The sequence below is a fragment of the Streptomyces sp. NPDC059080 genome (assembly GCF_042739975.1).
GTDB classification, from domain to species: domain Bacteria; phylum Actinomycetota; class Actinomycetes; order Streptomycetales; family Streptomycetaceae; genus Streptomyces; species Streptomyces benahoarensis.
On sequence record NZ_JBHYGX010000016.1, the window covers coordinates 3,333 to 27,265 of the forward strand.

A 23,933-nucleotide genomic window follows, 5' to 3' on the forward strand; every position below is an offset into this window, starting at 1 on the left:
ACGGGGGGGGGGGGCCGTGCGCCCGGGCCGGGCGCTCCTGGCCCCCGCCACCCCCCCCGGCCCGGGCATTGCCGCGGGGGCGGCGCATCCGTCCTTCCGGATGCGCCGCCCCCAGGGCCGACCGGTCGTCAGCGGGTGCCGACCGCCGCCCGTACCGCCCGCCGGGCCATCTGGGCGTCGTCGTGCAGCCGTCGCAGCAACAGCCGCTGTTCCTCGCCCGCGGACAGGGCGCCGGGCACTCCCCCGGCCGGAGTGCCCTCCGGCACCGGCTCCCGCATCGTGCGCTGCACCGCGCTCTCGTACCGCTGGATCTCCCGCGTCAGAACCAGCATCAGATTGACCAGGAACGCGTCCCGCGCCGCCGGGCCCGACGCCTGGGCCAGCTGACTGATCTGACGGCGCGCCGCCGGAGCCTCACCGAGCTGCGCCCACAGCGTCGCCAGGTCGTAGCCCGGCAGGTACCACCCGGCGCTGTCCCAGTCGAGCAGCACCGGGCCCATCGGCGACAGCAGGACATTGTTCAACAGCGCGTCGCCGTGCGAGAACTGGCCCCGGACGTGCGGGACACCGCGCAGCAGCTTCCGCAGATCGCCCATGTCCCGGTCGGTCAGCAGCCCCAGTTCGTGGTAGCGCGCGATCCGGCGGCCGTAGTCCAGCGGCGCGTCGAAGAGCCCGGGCGGCGGCCGCCAGAGATTGATCCGGCAGATCGCGCCGAGCGCCGCCCGCACGTCCCCGCGCGCCGGAGCCTCGGAGGGGTGGCGCTGGAGGGCGGCGACGCGGCCCGGCATGCGCTCCACCACCAGCGTGCAGTTGTCGGGGTCGGCGGCCACCAGCCGCGGCACCCGCACCGGGGGACGGTGCCGGACGAACGCCCGGTACGCCACTATTTCCTGCCGGAACCGCTCGACCCAGGCGGGGGAGTGGTCCAGTAAACACTTCGCGACCGCCGTGGTCCGTCCCGTCGTGCCCACCAGGAGGACGGACCGGCCGCCGCGCCGCAGCACCTGGACCGGATGGAACTCCGGACAGATGCGGTGCACGGAGGCGACGGCGGCGCGCAGCGGGGCGCCCTGGGGGCCGGACAGATCGAGCCGCCCGCTCAGCGGCTGGGCGGCCATGCCCGTCCGCCGGCCCCGGCCGTCCGCAAGCCCGGGCACCGTCCCCGCGCCGGCAGCCGGGTCGGGGTACGGTCGGCCGCCCGCGGGCTGGTGACGGTACGTCCGGGTGGGGGAGGTCACGGCGGACGATGCTGCGTACATGGGTGAGACAGATCCCTTCGTGCGCCGACGGGTGGTGCGCTCCCGGCCCGGTGGCGGGAGCCCGCCGGACGGGCCTCGTGCAGAAGGCCGGTTCGGCGTGCCCCTGGAGCAGGGCGCGCACCCTGGGGAATGCGGTCCCGCCACCGGGCTGGGGGCGGCACGTCTACACAACACACGGGCGCGGGTGGCAGACCATGTGGCGCACCCTGGCGAACCCCTGGCGAATGCTCGCGGCCCATGTCAACGACGGTTACTGTCAACGCAGTCGAGGAACCTGGGGGCTTGACGTGGGCAGGGAGCCGAACACCCGTCTCGCGGACCTTTTCGGACTGGCCGGATGGTCCAAGGGCGAACTGGCGAGACTGGTCAACCGGCAGGCGGCGGCCATGGGCCATCCGCAGTTGGCGACCGACACCTCGCGGGTGCGGCGCTGGATCGACATGGGGGAGACCCCCAGAGATCCGGTGCCGAAGGTGCTGGCCTCGCTGTTCACCGAGCGCCTCGGCCGTGTCGTAACCACCGAGGACCTCGGGTTCGCCCGGAGCGGCCGTACGGGGAGACGGCAGTCCGACGACGGCCTGCCGTGGGCTCCCGAGCGGACCGCCGCGGTCCTCACGGAATTCACGGGAATGGACCTCATGCTCAACCGACGCGGTCTGGTGGGCGCGGGCGCGGCGCTCGCCGCGGGCTCCGCGCTGACCGGCGCCATGGACAACTGGCTGCACACCGACCCGGCACCGCGCTCCGGTGCCGCGGCACACCCCGATCCGCTCACCGCCTCCGGCTTCGAATCGTCGCACCGCTACGACCAGATCGGCCTTGACCGCTACGAGGCGGCGCCCGTCGGCTCCCAGGAGATCGACGCGCTGGAACGCTCCGTGGAGGTCTTCCGCGCCTGGGACGCCGCCCGCGGCGGCGGGCTCCAGCGCAAGGCCGTGGTCGGCCAGCTCAACGAGGTCGGCGGCATGCTCGCCTACCGCCACCCCGACCACCTCCAGCGCAGGCTCTGGGGGGTGGCGGCCAACCTCGCCGTGCTGGCCGGGTGGATGTCCCACGACGTCGGGCTGGAGCCCACGGCGCAGAAGTACTTCGTCATCGCCGCACACGCCGCGCGGGAAGGCGGCGACCGGCCGCGCGCCGGTGAGGCACTGTCCCGCGCCGCCCGCCAGATGGTCCACCTGGGCCGCCCGGACGACGCGCTCGACCTGATGCAGCTGGCCTCCTCCGGCTCCGGCGAACAGGCGCTGCCCCGCACCCGCGCCATGCTGCGCACCATCGAGGCATGGGCCCACGCGGCCAAGGGCAACGGCAACGCCGTCCGCCGCACCCTGGGCGAGGCCGAGGAGCTGTTCGTCTCCGACAGGGGCGATGTGCCGCCGCCCGGTTGGATGCAGATGTTCGACGAGGCCGATCTGCACGGCATGGAGGCGCTGGCCTACCGCACCCTCGCCGAACACGACCCGTCGGCCGCCGGTCTCGCGCAGAGCCACGCCAAACAGGCCCTCCGGCTACGGGAGAGCAGCCGCCGCCGGTCGCAGATCTTCGACTACCTCTCGATGGCGTCGGCCTGCTTCATCGGCGACGACCCCGAACAGGCCGACCGCTACGCCCGGTTGGCGCTGGCCGCCATCGGAGAGAACTCCTCGCACCGCACCCGGGACCGGCTGCGCGAGATGTACCGCCTCACCGGGCAGTACTCCGGCAACGACCGGATCAAGGAGTTGCGCGCGGAGATCGACCAGGTGATGCCGAAGCCGCGCAGTAAGGCGAAGGTGCCCGCCCCGGCGACGGCGCTCGACACCCGGCTCGGCACCACCTTCCCGGTCTGAGCCGATGCCGTACGACGACGCCGGTGTCACCGGGCCGGAGCACCGGAGCAGACCGACGGCCGGGAGGGCGGCGTGACCGGGCCGCCGGATCCGGTCACCGTACGCCCGCCCTCCCGGCCGGTCGTTCACCGTCGTCTCAGCTGACCCGCGCGATCAGCAGACACGCATCGTCCTCGCGGACGGCGCCGTCGAACTCCTCGACGGCGAGCCGGACGCACTCCTGGGCGTCACGCGCCGCCGTGAAGCGCGGCGCCAGGCCGAGCAGCCGCTCGGCCGCCTCGTGGGCCGCGTCCGGGCCGTGCGTACGGCGCGACAGCAGACCGTCGGTGTGCAGCACCAGGAGATCGCCGGGGGTCAGCCGCTCGGTGCGCTGACCGTACGTGGCGTTCGGGGTCGCCCCGAGGAGGACGCCTTCCGGCGGGTCCAGCGCGCGCCCCGTGCCGCCGCGGAACAGCAGCGGCGCGGGGTGCCCGGCCTGGGCCCACTCCAGCTCCCGGGTGGCCGGGTCGAACCGGCAGCAGACGGCGCTGCCCAGCGCGGGCTGCGCGGCGGAGTCCAGCAGCTGGTTGAGGAAGCCCATCAGCGGCCCCGGGCGGTGACCGGCCACCGCCATCCCGCGCAGCGCGCCCAGCACCATCGCCATCCCGGACGTCGCGCTGGCGCCATGCCCCGTCAGGTCGCCGACGCTCAACAGCGTGGTGGTGTCGGGGAGGGGGAGGGCGTCGAACCAGTCGCCGCCGATCAGGGCGCTGGTGGCGGCGGGGAGGTAGTGCCCGGCCAGATCGAGGGCGACCGGGCCGCCCTGCGGGAAGCGGAGCGGACCGCGCCACGGCGGCAGCACCGCCTCCTGCAGCTCGACCGCGAGCCGGTGCTCCGTCCGTGCCGCATGCCGCCTGCGCTGTAGCGAATCGCGGCTCTCGCGCACCGCCCGCTCGCTGCGCCGCAGCTCGCTGACGTCCCGCAGCACCGTCCACATGCACGCCGTCGAGCCGTCCGCGTCGAGCACCGGCTCGCCGGTCATGTGCACCGTCCGCACCCGGGCGTCGGGGCGTACGACGCGGAACTCGCCGTCGATGGGGCGGCCGTCCACCAGGCAGTCGGTGACCATCGTGGCCAGATGCTGCTGGTCCTCGGCGAAGACCAGGGACGGCAGCTCGTCGAGGGTCAGCGGGCCGTCGGACGGCTCCCGGCCGAGGATGGTGAACAGCTCCCCGGACCAGCTGACCTCGTCGGTGAGGAGGTTCCACTCCGCGCTGCCCACCCGGCTCAGCAGCGAACCGCGCGGCGGCTCCTCCTCCGCGGGCGGCGCGAGCGGCCCGGCGTACGCGGCGCCGTCGGTCTCCTCCGGGGGCAGGCCCTCTCTGAGCTGGTCGAGATGGCCGCCGACGTCGTCGAGGTGGTGGACGGCGAGGTCGCACAGCGCGCGCTGCCAGCGCAGCTGCGGATCGATGGTCGCATCGTCGTTCGCCGACGACTCGCGTACGGCGTCGAGGCCGCCGCGCAGCCGACGGGCCTGGGTGATCAGGGCCTCGACCGTGTCGCGCGCGGGCGGCTGGGCGGACGGGTGGTCCGCGAAGAGGGGGGACGGCATCGATTCTCCGAGATATGGCGGCGCCGGCCACGGCGGTCCTGTCCTGGCCGACAGAGCGCGCCCGGGGGCTGGTATGAGGGCCGGGTGACGACTCTTGCACAGGCTGCGACGGTCTGTAAGGGATTTGGCATGACCCGACACGGCGTTGCGATCGGCATATGCCCCCGGCCTCCGTGGGGCGCCACCGGCCGAATCGGCGGAATGACAGATTCCAAGCTAGGCTGCGCCCGCCGTCGCGCTGCCGTGCCCACCGATCCATGCTGGGAACGACGCATACGGTCCGCGGTCACCGGCAAGAATGCCGGTCGGCGGAAATCCCGTTGCCAGCCAGTCCCCCGCACCGGATGCTGACCTCATGTTCGATCCAGACATAGCGCCCAGTGGCACCCTGCTCGGCCTCCTCCAGCGAGGCCGCGGCGACGGGACCCTGCACGCCCTCGCGGCGCCGCGGGCCGAGGCGCTCGCGGTGCTCGACGACTGCGTGCTGCGCGATGCCCGCCGCGACTGGCAGGTGGAGAACCGCTCCCTCTACTACGCGCGCCTCTACATGCAACTCGACGGCGGACTCGACGCGATCGAACGGCACCTCTTCCATCCGGACGACGGCGTCGACACCGCCGAGGAGCGCACCGGCCTCGCCCTTTCCGTCCTCGGCCACCTCGCCGCCTACGGCCGGGACGCCGCCCGCCTGCTGCTGCGCGGATACGCCGCGAGCGGCAGCAACTGGCGGTGGGCCCTGGACGAGCTGGCGCTGCGCGACGACGACGCGGGCCTGGCCGCCCTCGCCCCCGCCGTGCTCGCCCGCTTCCCCGCCACCGCCGAGGGCGACGCCGAGCTGGCCGCCGCCGTCCGCGACGCCTTCGAACCCCGCCCCTGGCGGCTGTGGGCCGAGGACCCGCGCTACGCGGAGCGCCTGGCCGCCGCCGGGGAGCAGGGCTCCTTCGACCGCTGGCAGCGGCAGCTGCGCCCGCGCGGGCCGCGGCCCGGCTGGAGCGTCGCCGATGTGCTGCGCTGGGCCGAGGAGGGCGCGCCGGGCGCGGGGGAGCAGCGGTATCTCGCCGCCGCCCGCTGCCTGGGCGCCGTCGCCGGGCCCGAGGACCGTCCCGCGCTGCTGAGCGCCGCCCGGGTCGGCCCGGACGCGGCCCGCGCCGCCGTCCTGCACCACCTCGCCGAACGCGGCGATCCGGACGCCCTCGACCTCATCGAGGCGACCGCCGGTGACCCCGCCGCGGGCGAGGTGCCCACCGCCGCCGCGCTCGCCGCCTTCGCCCGGATGCGGTCCACCGACGCCGTCCTCGGCCGCGCCCGCGGCTGGGCCCGCCGTGGCGACGAGCTGGGTGCCGCGGCCGCCGCCGTCCTCGCCCGCCGCGGCGACGCCCGCGACGCCGGGGTGGTGCTCGCCGCGCTGCGCCGTACGGTCCGCGTCGACGGCCCCGACGCCGGTGCGCTGTGGGAGCTGGTCGACGGCGTCGGGCGGCTCGGCGTCGGCTGCGCGGCGCCGGTGCTGCGCCACGTCTACCGCGAGACCGCCTCCTCCGAGCTGCGCGGACGGACCGCCGCCGCGCTCGCCGTGACCGATCCCGGGTTCGCCGCCGGGTTCGCCGTGGAATGCCTCTGGGACTGCGAGGAGAGCACCCGGGAGCTGGCCGCCCGGCACGCCGCGACCGGCGACGACCGGGTCGTCGAACAGCTCCGCAGACTCGCCGCCGATCCGGCCGAGGAGGCCGAGGTGCAGACCGCCGTCCGCAGCCGGTTCGGGCCGGACGCCTCCGCGGCCTGAGCGGACGGGCGGCCCGGGCGGGGGACCGGCGGAAGCCGCACCCTGAGGCCGGGCCGCACCCTGAGGCCGGGCCGCACCCTGAGGCCGGGGGCCGCACCCCGAGGCCGGGCCGGGCGGCTGTGCCCGGACCGGCAAACGGCCCCGGTGCATCCGGCCCCGGCACCCACCGGCCCCGGCACCCACCGGCCCCGGCACCCACCGGCCCCGTACTCGTGGCCGGGCCCCGCCGCCACGTCCACGACGCCCTCTGGCGCGCCCCGCGTCCGCTGCCACAATGGCCGGATGACCGGACGCTGGGAGTTCTGGATCGATCGCGGGGGCACCTTCACGGACGTCATCGGCCGGCGGCCGGACGGCCGTCTGGTCACCGCGAAACTGCTCTCGCACCACCCCGAGCGGTACCGCGACGCGGCCGTCGAGGGCATCCGGCGGATGCTGGGCCTCACGCCGGGGCAGCCGGTGCCCGCCGAGCGGGTCGCCGTCGTCAAGATGGGCACCACCGTCGCCACCAACGCCCTCCTGGAGCGCACCGGTGAGCCGGCCGTCCTCCTCGTCACGGAGGGGTTCCGCGATGCCCTGCGCATCGCCTACCAGAACCGCCCCCGGATCTTCGACCGGCACATCGTGCTGCCCGAGCCGCTGTACGACCGGGTGATCGAGGTGCCCGAGCGGCTGGACGCGCACGGCCGGGTGGTGCGGCCGCTGGACACCGCGGCGCTCCGCGGTGAGCTGGCCCGGGCCCGCGCCGACGGGCTGCGCGCCGCCGCCGTCGTCCTGCTGCACGGCTACCGCCACACCGCCCACGAGAAGGCCGTCGCCGCGCTCGCCGCCGACGCCGGGTTCGCGCAGATCAGCTGCTCGCACGAGGTCAGCCCGCTGATGAAGCTGGTGCCGCGCGGCGACACCACCGTCGTCGACGCGTATCTCTCGCCGGTGCTGCGCCGCTACGTCGACGAGGTGGCCGCGCAACTCCCGGGCGTCCGGCTGATGTTCATGCAGTCCAACGGCGGCCTGCGGCGGGCCGTGCACTTCCGGGGGAAGGACGCGGTGCTGTCCGGTCCGGCCGGTGGGGTCGTCGGCATGGTCCGCTCCGCCGCCGAGGCGGGGCCCGGCCACGACCGCGTCATCGGCTTCGACATGGGCGGCACCTCCACCGATGTGTCGCACTACGCGGGCGAGTTCGAGCGGGTCCTCGGCAGCGAGGTGGCCGGGGTGCGGATGCGTGCGCCGATGATGAACATCCACACCGTCGCCGCCGGTGGCGGCTCCGTCCTCCACTTCGACGGGCGCCGCTACCGCGTCGGCCCCGACTCCGCGGGCGCCGACCCCGGGCCCGCCTGCTACCGCCGCGGCGGCCCGCTCACCGTCACCGACGCCAACGTCATGCTCGGCCGGATCCAGCCCGGCCACTTCCCGGCGGTTTTCGGCCAGCACGGCGACCGGCCGCTCGACGCGGACGTGGTCCGCACCCGCTTCGCCGATCTGGCCGCGCGGGCCGCCCGGGAGACCGGCGACGACCGCGGGCCGGAGGAGGTTGCCGCCGGATTCCTCGACATCGCCGTCCTCAACATGGCCAACGCCGTCAAGAAGATCTCCGTCCAGCGCGGCCACGACCTCACCCGCTACGCCCTGACCAGCTTCGGTGGCGCCGGTGGCCAGCACGCCTGCGCCGTCGCCGACGCCCTCGGCATCGACATGGTGCTGATCCCGCCGCTCGCCGGGGTGCTCTCCGCGTACGGCATCGGCGTCGCGGACGCCACCGCGATGCGCGAACGCGCCGTCGAGACCGAGCTGGACGGCGAGGCGGCCGCCGACCGGGTACGGGCCGTCTGCGACGAACTGGCCGCGCACGCCCGGCGTGAACTCGTCGACGAGGGCGTGCCCGCCGGGAGCGTCACCACCCGCGCCCGGGTGCTGATCCGCTACGCCGGGACCGACACCACGCTCGGCGTCCCGCTCGCCACCACGGACGAGATGGCCGCCGCCTTCACCCGCCTGCATCGCGCCCGCTACGCCTTCACCATGGACAAACCGCTGGTCGCCGAGGCGGTGACGGTCGAGGCGACGGGCGCCGCGGGCGGGGCCGGCTCCGGCGCCGAGCCGCCCGGTCCCCGTGCGGGCGCGATGCCGCCCGCCGCCACCGTCCGGATGTACGCGGGCGGCGCCTGGCGGGACACCCCGCTCCATGCGCGCACCGGGCTGCGGCCCGGGGAGACCGTCACCGGGCCCGCGCTCGTCACCGAGGAGGATGCGACCACGGTCGTCGCCCCGGGCTGGCGGGCGACGGTCGGCGACGCCGGGCATCTGGTGCTGCGCCGGGCGGAGCCCCGTCCGGAGCGGGCGGCCGTCGGCACCGCGGCGGATCCGGTGATGCTGGAGGTGTTCAACAGCCTCTTCATGGCCATCGCCGAGCAGATGGGCGTCCGGCTGGAACACACCGCGCACTCCGTCAACATCAAGGAACGCCTCGACTTCTCCTGCGCGCTCTTCGACGCGGACGGCAACCTCATCGCCAACGCCCCGCACATCCCCGTACATCTGGGCTCGATGGGCGAGTCGATCAAGGAGGTGTTGCGGCGGCGCGGAGCCACCATGCGGCCGGGCGATGTCTACGCGGTCAACGACCCGTACCACGGCGGCACCCATCTGCCGGACGTCACCGTCGTCACGCCGGTCTTCGACGACGCCGGGGACGCACTGCTCTTCCTGGTGGCCTCACGCGGCCACCACGCGGAGATCGGCGGGATCACGCCCGGTTCGATGCCCGCGTTCAGCCGCACCGTCGACGAGGAGGGTGTCCTCTTCGACAACTGGCTGCTGGTCCGCGACGGGCGGCTGCGGGAGGACGAGACCCGCGCGCTGCTGACGTCCGGCCCGTACCCCTCGCGGGCGCCGGACGCCAACCTCGCCGATCTGCGCGCCCAGATCGCCGCCAACGAGAAGGGCATCACCGAACTCCGCCGGATGACCGAGCAGTTCGGCCTGGACGTGGTCCGCGCCTACATGGGGCATGTCCAGGACAATGCCGAGGAGTCGGTCCGCCGGATCATCCCCCGTCTCGCCGACGGCGACTGCGACTACGTCACCGACAGCGGTGCGCACATCAAGGTGGCGTTGACCGTCGACCGGGCCGCCCGTACCGCGGTGCTGGACTTCACCGGTACCTCACCGCAGCAGCCGGGCAACGACAACGCCCCGCGCTCGGTGGTGATGGCCGCGGTGCTCTACGTCTTCCGCACCCTGGTCGCCGACGACATCCCGCTCAACAGTGGCTGCCTGAAACCCGTCGAGGTGCGCGTACCGGACGGCTGCATGCTGGCGCCGTCCCACCCGGCGGCGACGGTCGCCGGGAACGTCGAGACCTCCCAGGCCGTCACGGGTGCTCTCTACGCCGCGCTGGGCGTCCAGGCGGAGGGCTCGGGCACGATGAACAACCTGACCTTCGGCAACGACCGGGTGCAGTACTACGAGACGGTCGCCTCCGGCTCCGGCGCGGGCCCGGACTTCGACGGCACCGACGCCGTCCAGACCCATATGACCAACTCCCGGCTCACCGACCCCGAGGTGCTGGAGTGGCGCTACCCGGTGCGCGTCGACGCCTTCGCGGTACGGTCCGGCAGCGGCGGCGCCGGGGCGCACCGCGGCGGCGACGGCGTTGAGCGGCGGCTGCGGTTCCTCGAACCGATGACCGTCGCCCTCCTCACCGGCCACCGCCGCGTCCCGCCGTACGGCATGGCGGGCGGCGCCCCGGGCGCACTCGGCGAGAACGTCCTGCTGCGCGCCGACGGCACCACCGAGGAGCTGCGCGGCCGCGACACCGCCGAGGTGGGACCGGACGACGTCCTGGTGGTGCGGACGCCGGGCGGGGGCGGGTACGGCGAGCCGGAGGGCCCGGACGGCCCGGACGACTCGGGTGGACCGGGTGGACCGGACGACCCGGGTGGACCGGACGACCCGGGTGGACCGGACGGCCCGGGTGGACCGGACGGCCCGGCCGGGGCGTGAGCGCCCGGGGCGCACGCCGGTCCGGCCGCCCGGGGAACGCCGGTCGGACCGCCCGCCCTCACGCCCCGCGCAGCGGCAGGAAGCGGATCGGGGTGCCCGGTACGGCCTGCGCGGCGGCCGCCAGATGGCGGGCGGGGACCACGCCGATCACCGGGTAACCGCCGGTCGTCGGATGGTCGTGGAGGAAGAGGACCGGCAGCCCGTCCGGCGGCACCTGGAGGGCGCCCAACGGCATGCCTTCACTGGGGAGTTCGCCGTTCTTCGCGCGTTCCAGGGGCGGGCCCTCGGTGCGCAGCCCGATGCGGTTGCTCGCCGCCGAGACGCGGAAGCGCCCGGTGGCCAGGGTGCGGTGGCCGTGCGCGGTGAACCAGTCGTCGCGGGGCCCGGGCCGGTAGGGCAGCAGCAGTTCGGCGGGCGGGCCCGGGTGCGGGACCGCGTCCGCCCAGGCCGGGGCCGGGGGCGCGGCGCCGAGCGGCAGTACCGCGCCGTCGGTGAGCGGGTCGCCGCCCAGACCGGAGAGCAGATCGGTGGCGCGGCTGCCGAGCACCGGCTCGGTCGCGACGCCGCCGCCGAACGCCACGTACGAGCGCAGCCCCCGGGCGGCGGGTCCGGCGTCGAGGACGGCACCGGCCGGGACGCGGACCGGGGCGCCCCAGGGCGCGGGCCGCCCGTCGACGGTCACCGGGCAGGGCGCGCCGGTCACCGCGACGGTGGTGGCGCGGCGCATCCGTACGGCGCACCCGGTGAGCGTGGTCTCCAGGGTGGCCGCCGGCTCCGGGTTGCCGACGAGGCGGTTGGCGAGGCGGTGCGCCGGGGCGTCGAGGGCGCCGGAGAGCGGTACGCCCAGGTGTGCGCGGCCGGGACGGCCGAGGTCCTGGACGGTGGTGAGGGCACCGGCCCGCACCACGAGGCAGGCGTGATCGGTCATCGGGCGGTCTCCGTGTCGCGGGCCCCGTCCCGGGGCACGAAGTGCACCCGGGTACCGGGTGTGAGCAGGGCGGCGTTCTCCCGCCGCGGGTCCCACAGCACCGCGTCGGTCCGGCCGATCAGCTGCCAGCCGCCGGGGGAGGAGCGCGGATAGACGCCGGTGTACGGCCCGGCGAGGGCGACCGCGCCGACCGGGACGCGGGTGCGCGGGGTGGCCCGGCGCGGCACGTGCCACTCCTCGGGCAGCCCGGTGAGATAGCCGAAGCCGGGGGCGAACCCGCAGAACGCCACATGGAAGGTGGTGGCGGCGTGGCGGCGCACCACCTCGTCGGGGGTGGTGCCCCACAGCGCGGCCACATCGGCGAGGTCCGGGCCGTCGTAGACCACCGGTATCTCCACGCCCGGCCGGTCGGCGGCGGTGAGCTGCGGGATGACCCAGGTCTCCAGGTCGGCGGCGAAGCAGCGGGGGGCGTCGAGGCCGTCGAGGAAGACGGTGCGGGCGGCGGGCACGATCTCGGTGACAGGCGGCAGGGTTCCGGCTGCGGCGCGCCGCAACAGCTCCGCGTGGAGCGCGCCGACCTCGTCGGCGGTGTCCAGTTCGAGGAGGAGTCCGTGCGCGCCGACGGGCAGCGCTCTCATACGAAGCTCCGCACCACCACACCGGCGGAGCCGAGTTCGGCCTTCACCCGGCGGGCGAGCGCGGCGGCGCCGGGGGTGTCGCCGTGCAGGCACAGCGACCGGGCGCGGACCGTGACCGGCTGTCCGTCGTGGGAGCGGACGGTGGCGTCGCGGGCGATGCCGAGCGCGCGCCGGACAACCTCCTCGGGGTCCTGGACGACCGCGCCCGGCTCACTCCGTGGGACGAGGGTGGCCCCGGCGGTGTAGGCGCGGTCGGCGAACGCCTCGTCGACGGTGGGGAGCCGGGCCTCGCGCGCCGCCTCGTGCAGCCGGGAGCCGGGCAGGCCCAGAACCGGCAGCGCCCCGCCCGCGGCGCGGATCCCGGCGACGACCGCGGCGGCCTGTTCGGCGTCGTGGACGCAGCGGTTGTAGAGCGCGCCGTGCGGTTTGACGTAGCCGACGCGGGCCCCGGCGGCGCGGGCGAAGACCTCCAACGCGCCTATCTGGTACGAGATTTCGTCGGCCAGCTCGTCCGCGGGGACATCCATGGCGCGGCGGCCGAAACCGGCCAGGTCACGATAGGAGACCTGGGCGCCGATGACGACGTCACCGGCGGCGGCGCGCTCGCAGACCCGGCGCATCGTGCCGGGGTCCCCGGCGTGGAAGCCGCAGGCGACGTTGGCGCTGGTCACGACGGACAGCAGGGCGTCGTCGTCGGTGAGCCGCCAGCGTCCGAACCCCTCGCCGAGGTCGGCGTTGAGATCGATGACGGCGGGCTGGACGGCGAGGTCGCTCATGGGTGTCCGCTCCAGGGCTCGGTGGCAGGGGGCGCGGCGGCTGCGGGGAGCGGGCGCCCGGGGCGGACCGGTGGGGCCCGGGGCCGGGGCGCACGGGCCGACCGGCGTCGGCGCCCAAGGTATCGATCGTTGAACGATCCGACAAGAGGTGTGTTGTTCCGATCCGGCTTCTGGGATTGACTTCCGACGAGAGAACGATCGAGACGGCGCCCGGCACGGGCCGGCGCCACGGCGGAAGCGGGGTGGGCCGATGGCCGGCGGGGTGGCGAAGGCGGAGCGGCGGCGGCCGGTCGACGTCGAGGGGCTGGCGGACGACCGGGCGCTGCTCGGCCGCGCCGGGACCGCCGAGCGGGTCGCGGACATCCTCCGCGACCGCATCACCGAGGGCTACTTCCCGCCCGGCGCCCGGCTCTCCGAGGAGAGCATCGGCGGCGCCCTCGGCGTCTCCCGCAACACCCTGCGCGAGGCGTTCCGGCTGCTCACCCACGAACGGCTGCTGGTCCACCGCCTCAACCGCGGCGTCTTCGTCCGCGTCGTCACCGTCGAGGACCTGGCCGACATCTACCGGGTCCGCCTGCTCGTCGAGTGCGCCGCCGTCCGCGGCCTGGGTCAGGGGCCGTACGACGAGGGGGCGCGGGCGGCGATCGGGGCGATCGAGGCGGCGGTGCGCTCCGGCGAGACGGCGGTGCGCGAGCGCGCCTGGCAGGAGCTGTCCACCGCCAACATCCGCTTCCACCAGGGCGTCGCGGCGCTGGCGGGCAGCCCCCGCACCGACGAGCTGATGCGCGGCGTGCTCGCCGAACTCCGCCTGGTCTTCCACGTCATGGACGACCCGCGCCGCTTCCACGCGCCGTACCTCACCCGCAACCGGCAGATCGTCGAGGCGCTGGAGGACGGCGACGCCGCCGCGGCCGAGCAGCTGCTCCGCTCGTATCTGGAGGACTCGCTCGCCCAGCTCTCCGGGGCGTACGCGCGGCTGATCGCCGAGGGGTAGCGGCGCGGGCGGCAGGTGGCGGCACTGGGGCGGGGCGCGTCCGGTGCCGGGCCGCGGCGGCGCGGGGCCGACGGTGCGCCGCCGGAAAGTTCCCGCCCGTAGACCCTTGTCGGATCGTTGAACAATCGCCTAACCTCCGCTGCAATCCATTCATCGATCCTCACGGTCCGCGTGGGGTCCTGTACGCGGAAGGCGGGCCCATGATCGTGCTCCTCGGCGTGCTCGTGGTCGTCATCGGCTTCGCCACGAAACGCCACCCCCTGCTGGTCGTCGGCGCCGCGGGCATCGTCGCCGGACTCCTCGGCGGACTTGCCCCCCAGGAGGTGCTGGCCGCCTTCGGCAAGGGCTTCGCCGACAGCAGGTCGGTGACGATCTTCGCCATCACCCTCCCGGTCATCGGCCTCCTGGAGCGCTACGGCCTCCAGGAACAGGCCCGCAACCTGATCGCCCGCTTCGCCAAGCTCACCACCGGGCGGTTCCTCGCCCTCTACCTGGGCATGCGGCAGATCGGCGCCGCCCTGGGCCTCACCGACGTCTTCGGCCACGCCCAGACCGTCCGCCCGCTGGCCGCCCCGATGGCCGAGGGCGCCGCCGAACGCCGCCACGGCACGCTCACCGACGCCGCCCGCGAACGCATCCGCTCCTGCGCCGCCGCCGCGGACAACGTCGGCCGGTTCTTCGGCGAGGACGTCTTCCTCGCCGTCGGCTCGATCCTGCTGATCACCGGCTTCGTCAACACCACCTACGGGACCCACCTCGAACCGCTCCACCTCGCGCTGTGGGCCATCCCCACCGCCGTGTGCGCCTTCGTCGTCCACGGCTGGCGGATGCTCCGCCTCGACCGCCACCTGGAGCGCGAACTGCGCGCCGCCAACGCCGGGGGCGCCCGCCCCGCCGAGCCCACCCATCCCACCGGCGACGCCGGGAACGCCACCGCAGCGGAGGCCACCGAATGATCAAGGCAGAGTGGTTCTACTGGCTGGTCGGCCTCAGCTTCCTGGTGATGGCCGGGCAGATGCTCACCGACCGCAGCAACGCCAAACGGCTGGGCACCGCTGCCTTCTGGGGTCTGATCGGCGCCGGATTCATCTACAGCAGCTGGGTCGTGAACGGCCGGGCGCCCGCCGAACCCCTGGGCGCCGCCGTCCTGGTCATGGTCGTCCTGGCCGGATGCGGTTTCACCGGACGCGGCACCCCGCGCACCACCACCCCCGCCGAACGCACCGCCCTCGCCGCCCGGTTCGGCAGCCGCCTCTTCGTCCCGGCGCTCACCATCCCCGTCGTCGCGCTGGTCTGCGCCGTCGGCGTCGCCCGCCTGCGCATCGGCGGACGGCCGGTCCTCCAGGAGGGCAGCGAGACCATCCTCGGCCTGGGCATCGGCGCCGTCGTCGCACTCGTCGTCGCCATGGTCATGCTGCGCGAGAAGCGGCTCTCGGTGCCCGTCGCCGCCGGCCGCTCGATGCTGGAGTCCATGGGCTGGGCGATGCTGCTGCCGCAGATGCTCGCCACGCTCGGCGCCATCTTCCAGGTCTCCGGCGTCGGCACCCAGGTCGGGAAGATCACCACCGCGGTCCTGCCCGACGACTCCCTCTCCATCGCCGTCGTCGTCTACTGCGTCGGCATGTTCCTGTTCACCCTGATCATGGGCAACGCCTTCGCCGCGTTCCCCGTCATGACCGCCGCCGTCGGCTGGCCCGTCCTCGTCGAGCACTTCCACGGCAACGCGCCCGCCGTCCTGGCCCTCGGCATGCTCGCCGGATTCTGCGGCACCCTGGTGACCCCGATGGCCGCCAACTTCAACATCGTCCCGGCCGCCCTCCTGGAGCTGAAGGACCAGTACGGGCCGATCAAGGCGCAGCTGCCCACCGCGGGCGTCCTGCTCGGCTGCAACATCGTGATCATGGCGCTCTTCGCCTTCTGACCGAGGCCGCCGCCGTACGGGCCGCCCGCCGCGCCGGGCAGCCGTCACCACCGAGGAGACCGCATGACCCGGGTACTGCTGACCGGCTTCGAACCGTTCGACGGCGAGAAGACCAACCCGTCGTGGCAGGCGGTCCGCGCCGCCGCCGCGCAGCCGCCCGCCGGACTCGACCTGCGCACCACCGAACTTCCCTGCGTCTTCGGCGAGGCCGCCCGCGCGCTGCGCGCCGCGGTCGCCGCGCACCGGCCCGACGTGGTGATCTGCGTCGGCCAGGCGGGCGGCCGCCCCGACATCACCGTCGAACGCGTCGCCGTCAACCTCGACGACGCCCGCATCCCCGACAACGCGGGCGCCGCCCCGATCGACGAACCCGTCGTCGAGGGCGGCCCCGCCGCCTACTTCGCCACCCTTCCGGTCAAGGCGTGCGTGGCCGCCGTCCGCGCCGCGGGCCTGCCCGCCTCGGTCTCGCACACCGCCGGGACCTTCGTCTGCAACCACGTCTTCTACGCCCTCGCCCACCTCATCGCCACCGAACTGCCCGCCCTGCGCGGCGGCTTCGTCCACGTCCCCTACGCGCCCGAGCAGGTCACCGGCCGTGCGCAGCCGTCCCTGCCGGTGGACACCGTCGCCCGTGCCCTGCGCGAGATCGCCGCGACCGCCGCCACCACCCGCGAGGACCTGCGGCTGCCGGGCGGCGCCACCCACTGACCCCGCCGCGGCCCCGGCGGGCCGGGCGTCCGCTCCGCCGAGGCCGACCGGGTACGCGCCGTCACCGCCCTCGGGCGGTCCGCGTACACTGGCTGACCGGCCGGAACGTGCCCCAGGAGCGGGCCGGGGCAGCGCCGTTTCGTCCGTTGTCAGTGCGAGCGCTTACTCTGTGCGACGTGACTTTTCCAGCTCCGGGGGCCGCCGCGCCCCAGCCGGCCGGGACCCACCGGCCCGCGCCGGGCCCCGCCGCCGACGAGGGCCTGGCCCGCCGCCTGCGCGCCCTCGCGTGCACCGCGCCGCTGCACGACCTCGACGCCCGCAAGGCCAACCTCGCGGGCGAGTACGGCGGGTACGCCATGGCGGAGGTGGCGCTCGCCGTCATCGACCTGGTCACGCTCCACATGGACTTCGACACCGGCGCCGACCACGAGGAGATAGTGGCCCGGGTACTGCCCCGCATCGCCGCCCAGGCCCCCGGGCGGCCCGCCGCCGAACACGAGCGCGTCGCCCGCTGGGTGCTGGAAAATCTCCTCAACGTCGGCAGCGTGGACCGCGGATTCCGCGCCGTCTACGGCACGTTCGACACCACCGGCGCCTACGTCCGCCGCGACTACGACTTCAAGCTCATCGAAGAGGTCCCCGGCACCGGCGGCGCGGTCTTCCTGCGCACCACCGACGAAGCGGTCAACGTCCTCGTCGGCGCCCTCGACACCGACGTCACCAGCGCCCAGATCGCCGCCGAGGTCAAGCTGGAGGTGCTGATCAGCCGCGGCCGCCTCGCCGACGCCCAGCTCGCCGCCGAGCAGGCCCGCTACCGCACCGTCCAGTACGCCGAGACGCTGCGCCGCACCCTCGACGCCACCCGGCGCAACGTCCGCGCCGTCGACTGGCTGCAGACCGTCCCCGACATGATCGCCGAAGCGCTCGACCACGTCGCCGACCGCTACCGCCACGAGAACGCGATCCTCACCAACATCCGCAAGGCCCGCGACGAGACCGAGGAGCCCGAGCACAAACGGCGCGCCGCCGAGCTGGTCGACATCGTCAAGGACTGCATCCGGCGCCACACCCAGCTCCAGTCCCGCCTGCTGGAGGCCGGACCGCTCTTCCGCGCCGAGCAGGACCGCCAGGCGTTCGCCGCCCCCACCGCCCGCTCCGGGCTCGACCTCTACGGTCAGCTCGTCGCGCCGCTGCTGCCGCTCCCCACCGAGCAGGCCCGCCGCGTCACGGATGCCTTCTTCGCCCACGGCACCGGCCTGCGCACCCCGGCCGCCGTCCGCGTCACCGACCTCGTCGACACCCTGCTCACCCCGCCCGCCGAGCGGGAGCACCTCGGCGCCGAGATGCCGGAGCCCGATCTCGTCGCCACCCCCGACGACAGCCGTTTCAGCGAGGCGCAGCTGGACGCCGCCATGGCCCTGCTGGACCTGCCGTCCGACGCGCCCCGCCGCCTCTCCGGACTGCTCGCCGACGCCCGCCGCACCGGCGACCCGGACCTCGCCTACCTCGTCGCCCTCCTCGCGGTGCACGCCGCCAGCCCCCCGGTCGGCACCGCCTACCGCCAGGGCGAGGCCCAGCTGCTCTTCGCCGTCGACGACGGCACCGAGCTGACCGACCCCGAGTTCGGCGGCGCCGACCTCATCGTCGGCACCGCCCTCCTGGACGCCGCGGGCATGGCCGCCGACCGCTCGGAGGCGTCCTGATGCCGATTCCCTGGTCCGCCTCGTGCGGCCCGGCCCGACCGGTGGCCCGGGGCCGCCGGATCCCGCCCGCCGCACCCCTGCCTCACCCGTCCGTCCCCCACAAGGAGCCCCGCCCGTGACCGAGTACGCCGCCGACGAGGTGCCGCAGCCGGAGCCGGTGCCCGCGCCCCCCGGGCGGGGGGCCACCGCCGGGGCCGAGCCCGCCGCGGCGCCGGTCACCCCCGCCGACGCCGCCGACGCGGCCCGGCTCGTCGCCTTCGGCCTCCAGCCCAAGCTGCTGCCCGCCCGCGACGCCGAATACGCCGAACTGCTGCGCCGCCACCGCGACGACCCCGCCTTCGCCCGGCTCGCCGACGCCGTCGCCGCCGGACTCGGCCTCGTCGTCCTGGAGGTCTCCACCCGCGCCGGAATGGCCGTCACCGCCGCCGAGGACTCCGTCTTCGCGGTCCGCATGGGCGACTACGCCCGCCGCGCCTCCGCCGACTCCGCCGACCGCTTCCTGCACGGTCTGGCCCACCTCGCCGTCGCCGCCCTCGCCTTCCCCCGCCCCGAGGACCTCGCCGACGACGGCTACATCGGCCGCCTCACCGTCAACGGCGTCGACGCCTTCGTCCGCCAGGCGTGCCGCCGCCTGGAGGAGCGCGCCGCCGAGGACGGCGAGAACACCGACCCGGCCACCGGCGCCCCCGGCCTGGAGGCCGCCTGGCGCGTCTACGCCCGCCGCAGCGCCACCGGCGCCACCAAGGACGCCCGGCGGCTGGCCGGTTCCACCACCGGCATCATCGCCAAGGCCGTCACCTTCCTCGTCGACTCCGGTTTCCTCCAGCGCACCGGCGACGACGCCGGAGGCACCTACCGCACCACCGCCCGCTACCAACTCCAGGTCCGCGACCTGGCCGGGGGCGCCGCGATGAGCGAACTGCTGGAGCTGGGCGTCGTCCCCGTCGCCGACGGCACCGCCTCCCTGCTGCCCGGCGAGGACACCGACGCCCTCGACCTGGTGGCCGACGCCGGACTCCCGTTCCACAGCCCCTGACCGCCCGCCGCCCGACGTCGCCTCCTGCCCACTCCTGCCCACCCCGACAACGAAAGTCCGCCATGTACGAGCTGTCCCGGGTCCGCCTCTACTCCATCGGACCGGCCGGCGCACGCTACGCCGACACCGTGCTGGACCTGCGCGGCGTCGGCGTCCCCGTACCGCAGCCCGCGCCGGCCCAGGCGGACTTCTTCGAGGACGAACCGACCGGCCCGCCGCGCCGCCCCGCCCCCGCGGGCGTCCTCTTCCTGGAGAACGGCGGCGGCAAGTCCGTCCTCCTCAAACTGATCTTCTCGGTGATGCTGCCGGGCCACCGCAACACCCTCGGCGGCGCCAGCTCCGGCGTGCTGCGCAAGTTCCTGCTCGCCGACGACTGCGGCCACGTCGCCCTGGAGTGGCAGCACACCGTCACCGGCGAGTCCGTCGTCGTCGGCAAGGTCAGCGAATGGCGCGGCCGTCAGGTCTCCAACGACCCGCGGAAGTTCGCCGAGGCGTGGTACAGCTTCCGCCCCGGACCCGGGATGAGCCTGGACGCGCTGCCCGTCGCCGAGGCCACCGTCGTCCGGCCGCGCACCGAGGACGGCGAAGGCGCCTCGGGCGCCCGAGGCCGCCGCCGCACCATGAAGGGCTTCCGCGACGTCCTGACCGAGGCGGGCAGGCACTACCCCCACCTCGACGTCGTCTGGGAGGAGATCCACGAACGCTGGAACGAACACCTCGGCGACCTCGGCCTGGACCCCGAACTCTTCCGCTACCAGCGGGAGATGAACGCCGACGAGGGTGAGGCCGCCGGTCTCTTCGCGGTGAAGAACGACTCCGACTTCACCGACCTGCTGCTCCGCGCCGTCACCGACACCCGCGACACCGACGGCCTCGCCGACCTCGTCCACGGCTTCGCCCACAAGCTCGGCCGCCGCGCCGAGCTGACCGCCGAGCGGGAGTTCACCGCCGGCTCCCTCGGCCTGCTCACCACCATCGCCGACGCCGCCGAACGCCGCGAGCAGGCCCGCCAGGTGCACCTCGGTGCCGAGCGCCGCACCCGCGCCCTCGCCCGGCAGCTGCACGCCCGCTCCACCGAGGAGCACGGCCGCGCCGCCGAGCTGGCCGAACAGGTCGCCGCCGCGGCCCACCGCGTCACCGACGCCGAACGCACCCGCGACCGCCGCGCCCTGGTCTCCGCCGAACTCGCCTACCGCCATGCCTCGCTGGCGCTGGCCGCCGCCGAGAAGGGCGCCGCCGCCCAGCGCCGCGAACTGAACGACGCCCGCACCCTGTACAGCGCCTGGCAGGCCGCCGAGACGGTGCTGCGCCACCGCGCCGCCGCCGACCGCTCCGCCCGCGTCGCCGCAGTCATCCGCGAGGCCGAACGCGACGCCGCACCGGCCCTGGCCGCCCGCGCCACCGCCGCCGCCGGCCTCGTCCGCGCCCTGCACACCGCCGCCGAGGCCGGGGAACGCCTCGCGGGCGAGGAGGAGGAGCGCTCCGCCGCCCTCCAGGAGGTGGGGGAGAACGCGCACCGCGACGCCACCGCCGCCGCCACCCACGCCCAGCGCGCCCGCAGTGAGGCCGACCACCTCGGGCAGCGGCTCGCCGAGGTCGCCGAGGAGACCGCCGAGGCGGTCCGCGCCGGCTGGCTCGACGACAGCTCCCCGGACGCCGACCCGGCCCGCGCGGCCCTCGCCGCCGCCGACGCCGAGAAGGACGCCGTCGCCGTCTGGGACAGCGCCCGCGAGGTCGCCCGCACCGCCACCGACCACGCCCGCCGCGCCACCACCCGGCACTCCGCCGCCGAACTGGCCGCCGCCCGCGCCGGGGACGCCGCCACCGCCGCCGCCCGCGCCTGGGAGGCCGAGCGCGCCACCGCCGCCGCCCTCGGCGCCGAACAGCGCCTCGCCGACCTCCTCGGCCTGCCGCAGACCCCCACCGTCACGGGCGTCCCGGCCGCCGACGGCGCCGCACCCGCGTCCGACCTGGCCGGTCCGCTGACCGCCGAGGAGCTGGACCGCAACGCCGACGCCCTGCGCGAGGTGCTGGACGACGGCGTCGCCTCCGCCGAGCGCCACCTCTTCGACCTGCGCACCGCCGCCGCCGACGACGCCCGCATCCTCGGCGCCCTCGGCGACGGCGGTCTGCTGCCCCCGGGCCCCGACGTCCTGGCCGCCGTCGAATACCTCGGCGAACACGGCGTCCCCGCGCTGCCCGGCTGGCGCTACCTCGCCCAGTCCGTCGACCCCGCCGACCACGCCCGGGTGCTCGCCGCCCGGCCCGAGCTGGTCGACGGCGTGATCATCACCGACCCGGACACCCACGCCCGGGCCCGGGAGATCCTCGCCGCCGCCGCGCTGCTGCCCCGCTCCGCCGTCGCCGTCGGCACCTCCGAGGCCCTGCTCGCGCCCGCCCCGGAAACCCCCGCCGCGGACTCCGGCGTTTTCCTCGTCCCGCCGAACCCGGCGATGCACGACGAATCCGCCGCCGACGAGGAGCGCCGGACCCTGCGCGCCCGCGCCGTCGAGCGGGACGACGCGATCCGCGCGCTCGCCGCCCGCCTCGCCGACGACCGCGCGCTCGCGGCCCGCCTCACCTCCTGGCGCGCCGGTTGCCCGGCCGGTCACCTCGCCGAGCTGGCCGAGGCCGTCGAGCGGACCCGTACGGCGGCGACGGAGGCGGCCGCCGAGCTGACCGAGGCCCGCGCCGCCCGCACCGAGGCCGACGAGACGGCCGCCGAGGCCACCGCCGTCCGCGACGAGCGGCAGGAGGCCGCCCAGCGTGCCCGCCGCTCCGCCGACCTGCTCGCGGGCCTCGCCCACCGGCTGCGCGAGCGCGCCGGCTGGCAGTCGCGGATGCGGGAACTCGCCGACGAGGCCGCCGAGTTCGAGGCCCGCGCCGAGGAGTGTGTGGACCGCGCCCGCGCCGCCGACGAGGACCGCCGGGCCGCCCAGCGCGCCGCCGACGACGCCCACCGCACCGCCCGCGCACTGCGCGCCGAACGCGCCGAGATCGCCGGTGTCCCCGACGACCTCGGCCCCGCCCCGGAGGGCACACCCACCTCGCTGCCCGCGCTGCGCGAGGCGTACCGCGCCGCCTCACAGCTGTACGAGAAGGTCGGCGTCGGCGCCGACCTCCGCGCCGAACAGGCCCGCGCCGAGGGCGACGAGTCCGCCGCGCTCGCCGAGCTGAACCGCCTGACCAACAAGGTCCGCACCCGCGCCGGGGCGCTGTTGGAGAGCCCGGACGCCGCCGACGGCCCGTCCCGGCAGGCCGCCGCCGGGCGCGCCGAGTCGCTGGTGACGATGTTGGAGACCCGCGCCTCGGCGGCCAGCGAGCAGCTGGGCCGGTTGCGTGGCGAGGCGGAGCGGCTGGCGCCCGAGGAGGGCACGGCCCACACCGACCTTCCCCAGGAGCAGGTGCCCGCCGACGCGGAGCGCGCCAAGGAGCTGCTGCGCACCGCCGCCGGGGAACTGGCCACCGCCACCGCGGCGTTGGAGTCCGCCCGCGCCCACCATGACGAGCTGCTGCGCGGCCACCGCGCCGCGGAGGAGGCGGCCGGGGGCTTCGAGGAGACCGCGGCGCTCCTGCGTGATCTGCTGCGGGAGGCGCAGCCCGCCGACGACAGCGTGGACGAGCCCGTCCAGCCGTACACCGGGCGCCTGGAGGAGGGCCGCCGTGCCGCGGCCGAGTCCCGCCGCTCGCTGCGCGGCTGCGCCCAGGACCTCTCCGCCGCCGACAGCACCGTCCGCGACGCCGGCGACGTCCTCGTCCGGCACGCCAACGCCACCCGCTTCGAGCAGGTCCGTACCCCGGCGCGGCAGCAGATCCGGGAGCTGCCCGCGGCGGCACTGCCGGAGCACGCGACGAAGTGGGCGGAGGCGTTCGCGCCCCGGCTGCGGGTGCTCACCGACGAGCTGGACCAGCTGGAGCGCAACCGCGACTCCATCGTCGACCGGCTCCGCGGTCTGGTGGACTCCTCGCTGACCACGCTCCGCTCCGCCCAGCGGCTCTCCCAGCTGCCGGAGGGGCTGGGGGAGTGGTCGGGCCAGGAGTTCCTGCGCATCCGCTTCGAGGACCCGGACCAGGCCACGCTCACCGAGCGGCTGGGCGAGGTCATCGACGAGGCGACCCGCGCCGCCGTACGCAAGAACAGCGATCTGCGGCGCGACGGCATGTCCCTGCTGCTGCGCGGGGTGGCCGCCGCGCTGGCGCCGCGCGGCGTGGCCGTGGAGATCCTCAAGCCGGACGCGGTGCTGCGCGCCGAGCGGGTGCCGGTCGGTCAGATGGGCGACGTCTTCTCCGGCGGCCAGCTGCTGACCGCGGCCATCGCGCTGTACTGCACGATGGCCGCGCTGCGCAGCAACGACCGCGGCCGCGACAAGCAGCCCCACGCGGGCACGCTCTTCCTCGACAACCCCATCGGCCGCGCCAACGCCACGTATCTGCTGGAGCTGCAGCGGGCCGTCGCGGACGCGCTCGGCGTCCAGCTGATCTACACCACCGGCCTCTTCGACACCACCGCGCTGGCGGAGTTCCCGCTGGTCATCCGGTTGCGCAACGATGCGGACCTGCGGGCGGGCCTGAAGTACATCAGCGTCGAGGAGCATCTGCGCCCCGGCCTGCCGCAGCCGGACCCGTCCGGCGAGGCGGTCCACGGCCAGATCACGGCGACCCGGATGTACAAGCGCCCGGAGGAGACCCCGGAACCGACGCCGGGCGGCTGAGCCCCGGGGCGGGAGGCCCGGCACCGGCGCCTCCCGCCCCGCCGTCCCGTACG

The 23,933-nt window shown here is 75.6% G+C and carries 15 protein-coding genes; 10 read left to right on the forward strand and 5 right to left on the reverse strand.

From position 1 onward, the window contains the following. Positions 1-128: 128 nt before the first annotated feature. A complete protein-coding gene (locus tag ACFWWQ_RS15320) occupies positions 129-1,259 on the reverse strand; it encodes an aminoglycoside phosphotransferase family protein (RefSeq protein ID WP_384595939.1) in 1,131 nt (376 codons plus the stop codon). Positions 1,260-1,546: 287 nt separating this feature from the next. Here ACFWWQ_RS15320 and ACFWWQ_RS15325 point away from each other — a divergent pair, with 287 nt between their 5' ends. Further along, a complete protein-coding gene (locus ACFWWQ_RS15325) occupies positions 1,547-3,088 on the forward strand; it encodes a hypothetical protein (protein WP_384595942.1) in 1,542 nt (513 codons plus the stop codon). A 136-nt stretch (positions 3,089-3,224) separates the two neighbouring features. Here the strand turns inward: ACFWWQ_RS15325 and ACFWWQ_RS15330 are convergent, their stop codons facing one another. Then, entirely contained in the window at positions 3,225-4,679 is a 1,455-nt protein-coding gene (locus tag ACFWWQ_RS15330) for a PP2C family protein-serine/threonine phosphatase (RefSeq protein WP_384595945.1), read from the reverse strand. A 355-nt stretch (positions 4,680-5,034) separates the two neighbouring features. On the opposite strand from ACFWWQ_RS15330, the gene ACFWWQ_RS15335 reads away from it, so the two are divergent. Further along, positions 5,035-6,459, forward strand: coding sequence for a HEAT repeat domain-containing protein (locus tag ACFWWQ_RS15335; protein ID WP_384595948.1), 1,425 nt, complete (start codon positions 5,035-5,037; stop codon positions 6,457-6,459). Positions 6,460-6,741: 282 nt separating this feature from the next. Beyond that, a complete protein-coding gene (locus ACFWWQ_RS15340; protein WP_384595951.1) occupies positions 6,742-10,464 on the forward strand; it encodes a hydantoinase B/oxoprolinase family protein in 3,723 nt (1,240 codons plus the stop codon). A gap of 58 nt (positions 10,465-10,522) precedes the next feature. Here the strand turns inward: ACFWWQ_RS15340 and ACFWWQ_RS15345 are convergent, their stop codons facing one another. From ACFWWQ_RS15345 to ACFWWQ_RS15355, 3 genes are read right to left on the reverse strand one after another with little or no spacing between them, the layout of a single operon-like run. Beyond that, entirely contained in the window at positions 10,523-11,392 is an 870-nt protein-coding gene (locus ACFWWQ_RS15345; RefSeq protein WP_384595954.1) for a biotin-dependent carboxyltransferase family protein, read from the reverse strand. Next, positions 11,389-12,030: a 5-oxoprolinase subunit PxpB gene (gene pxpB / locus ACFWWQ_RS15350; protein WP_384595957.1), complete on the reverse strand. Its 642-nt coding sequence runs from the start codon at positions 12,028-12,030 to the stop codon at positions 11,389-11,391. The genes ACFWWQ_RS15345 and pxpB overlap by 4 nt, the downstream gene beginning before the upstream one ends. Further along, a complete protein-coding gene (locus ACFWWQ_RS15355) occupies positions 12,027-12,806 on the reverse strand; it encodes a LamB/YcsF family protein (RefSeq protein ID WP_384595960.1) in 780 nt (259 codons plus the stop codon). The genes pxpB and ACFWWQ_RS15355 overlap by 4 nt, the downstream gene beginning before the upstream one ends. Before the next feature lie 250 nt (positions 12,807-13,056). Here ACFWWQ_RS15355 and ACFWWQ_RS15360 point away from each other — a divergent pair, with 250 nt between their 5' ends. The 7 genes from ACFWWQ_RS15360 to ACFWWQ_RS15390 all read left to right on the forward strand — a co-directional run bounded on the left by ACFWWQ_RS15360 (position 13,057) and on the right by ACFWWQ_RS15390 (position 23,880). Beyond that, entirely contained in the window at positions 13,057-13,800 is a 744-nt protein-coding gene (locus tag ACFWWQ_RS15360; protein WP_384595963.1) for a GntR family transcriptional regulator, read from the forward strand. A gap of 200 nt (positions 13,801-14,000) precedes the next feature. Next, entirely contained in the window at positions 14,001-14,756 is a 756-nt protein-coding gene (locus ACFWWQ_RS15365; protein ID WP_384595966.1) for a DUF969 domain-containing protein, read from the forward strand. Next, entirely contained in the window at positions 14,753-15,721 is a 969-nt protein-coding gene (locus ACFWWQ_RS15370; protein WP_384595968.1) for a DUF979 domain-containing protein, read from the forward strand. The genes ACFWWQ_RS15365 and ACFWWQ_RS15370 overlap by 4 nt, the downstream gene beginning before the upstream one ends. A 63-nt stretch (positions 15,722-15,784) precedes the next feature. Further along, positions 15,785-16,429, forward strand: a complete 645-nt coding sequence (gene pcp / locus ACFWWQ_RS15375) for a pyroglutamyl-peptidase I (RefSeq protein ID WP_384595971.1) — start codon at positions 15,785-15,787, stop codon at positions 16,427-16,429. Between the two features lie 176 nt (positions 16,430-16,605). Further along, positions 16,606-18,132, forward strand: coding sequence for a hypothetical protein (locus ACFWWQ_RS15380; RefSeq protein WP_384595974.1), 1,527 nt, complete (start codon positions 16,606-16,608; stop codon positions 18,130-18,132). Positions 18,133-18,247: 115 nt separating this feature from the next. Next, positions 18,248-19,168, forward strand: a complete 921-nt coding sequence (locus tag ACFWWQ_RS15385; protein WP_384595977.1) for a hypothetical protein — start codon at positions 18,248-18,250, stop codon at positions 19,166-19,168. A 62-nt stretch (positions 19,169-19,230) separates the two neighbouring features. Then, positions 19,231-23,880, forward strand: a complete 4,650-nt coding sequence (locus ACFWWQ_RS15390; RefSeq protein ID WP_384595981.1) for a hypothetical protein — start codon at positions 19,231-19,233, stop codon at positions 23,878-23,880. Positions 23,881-23,933 lie beyond the last annotated feature (53 nt).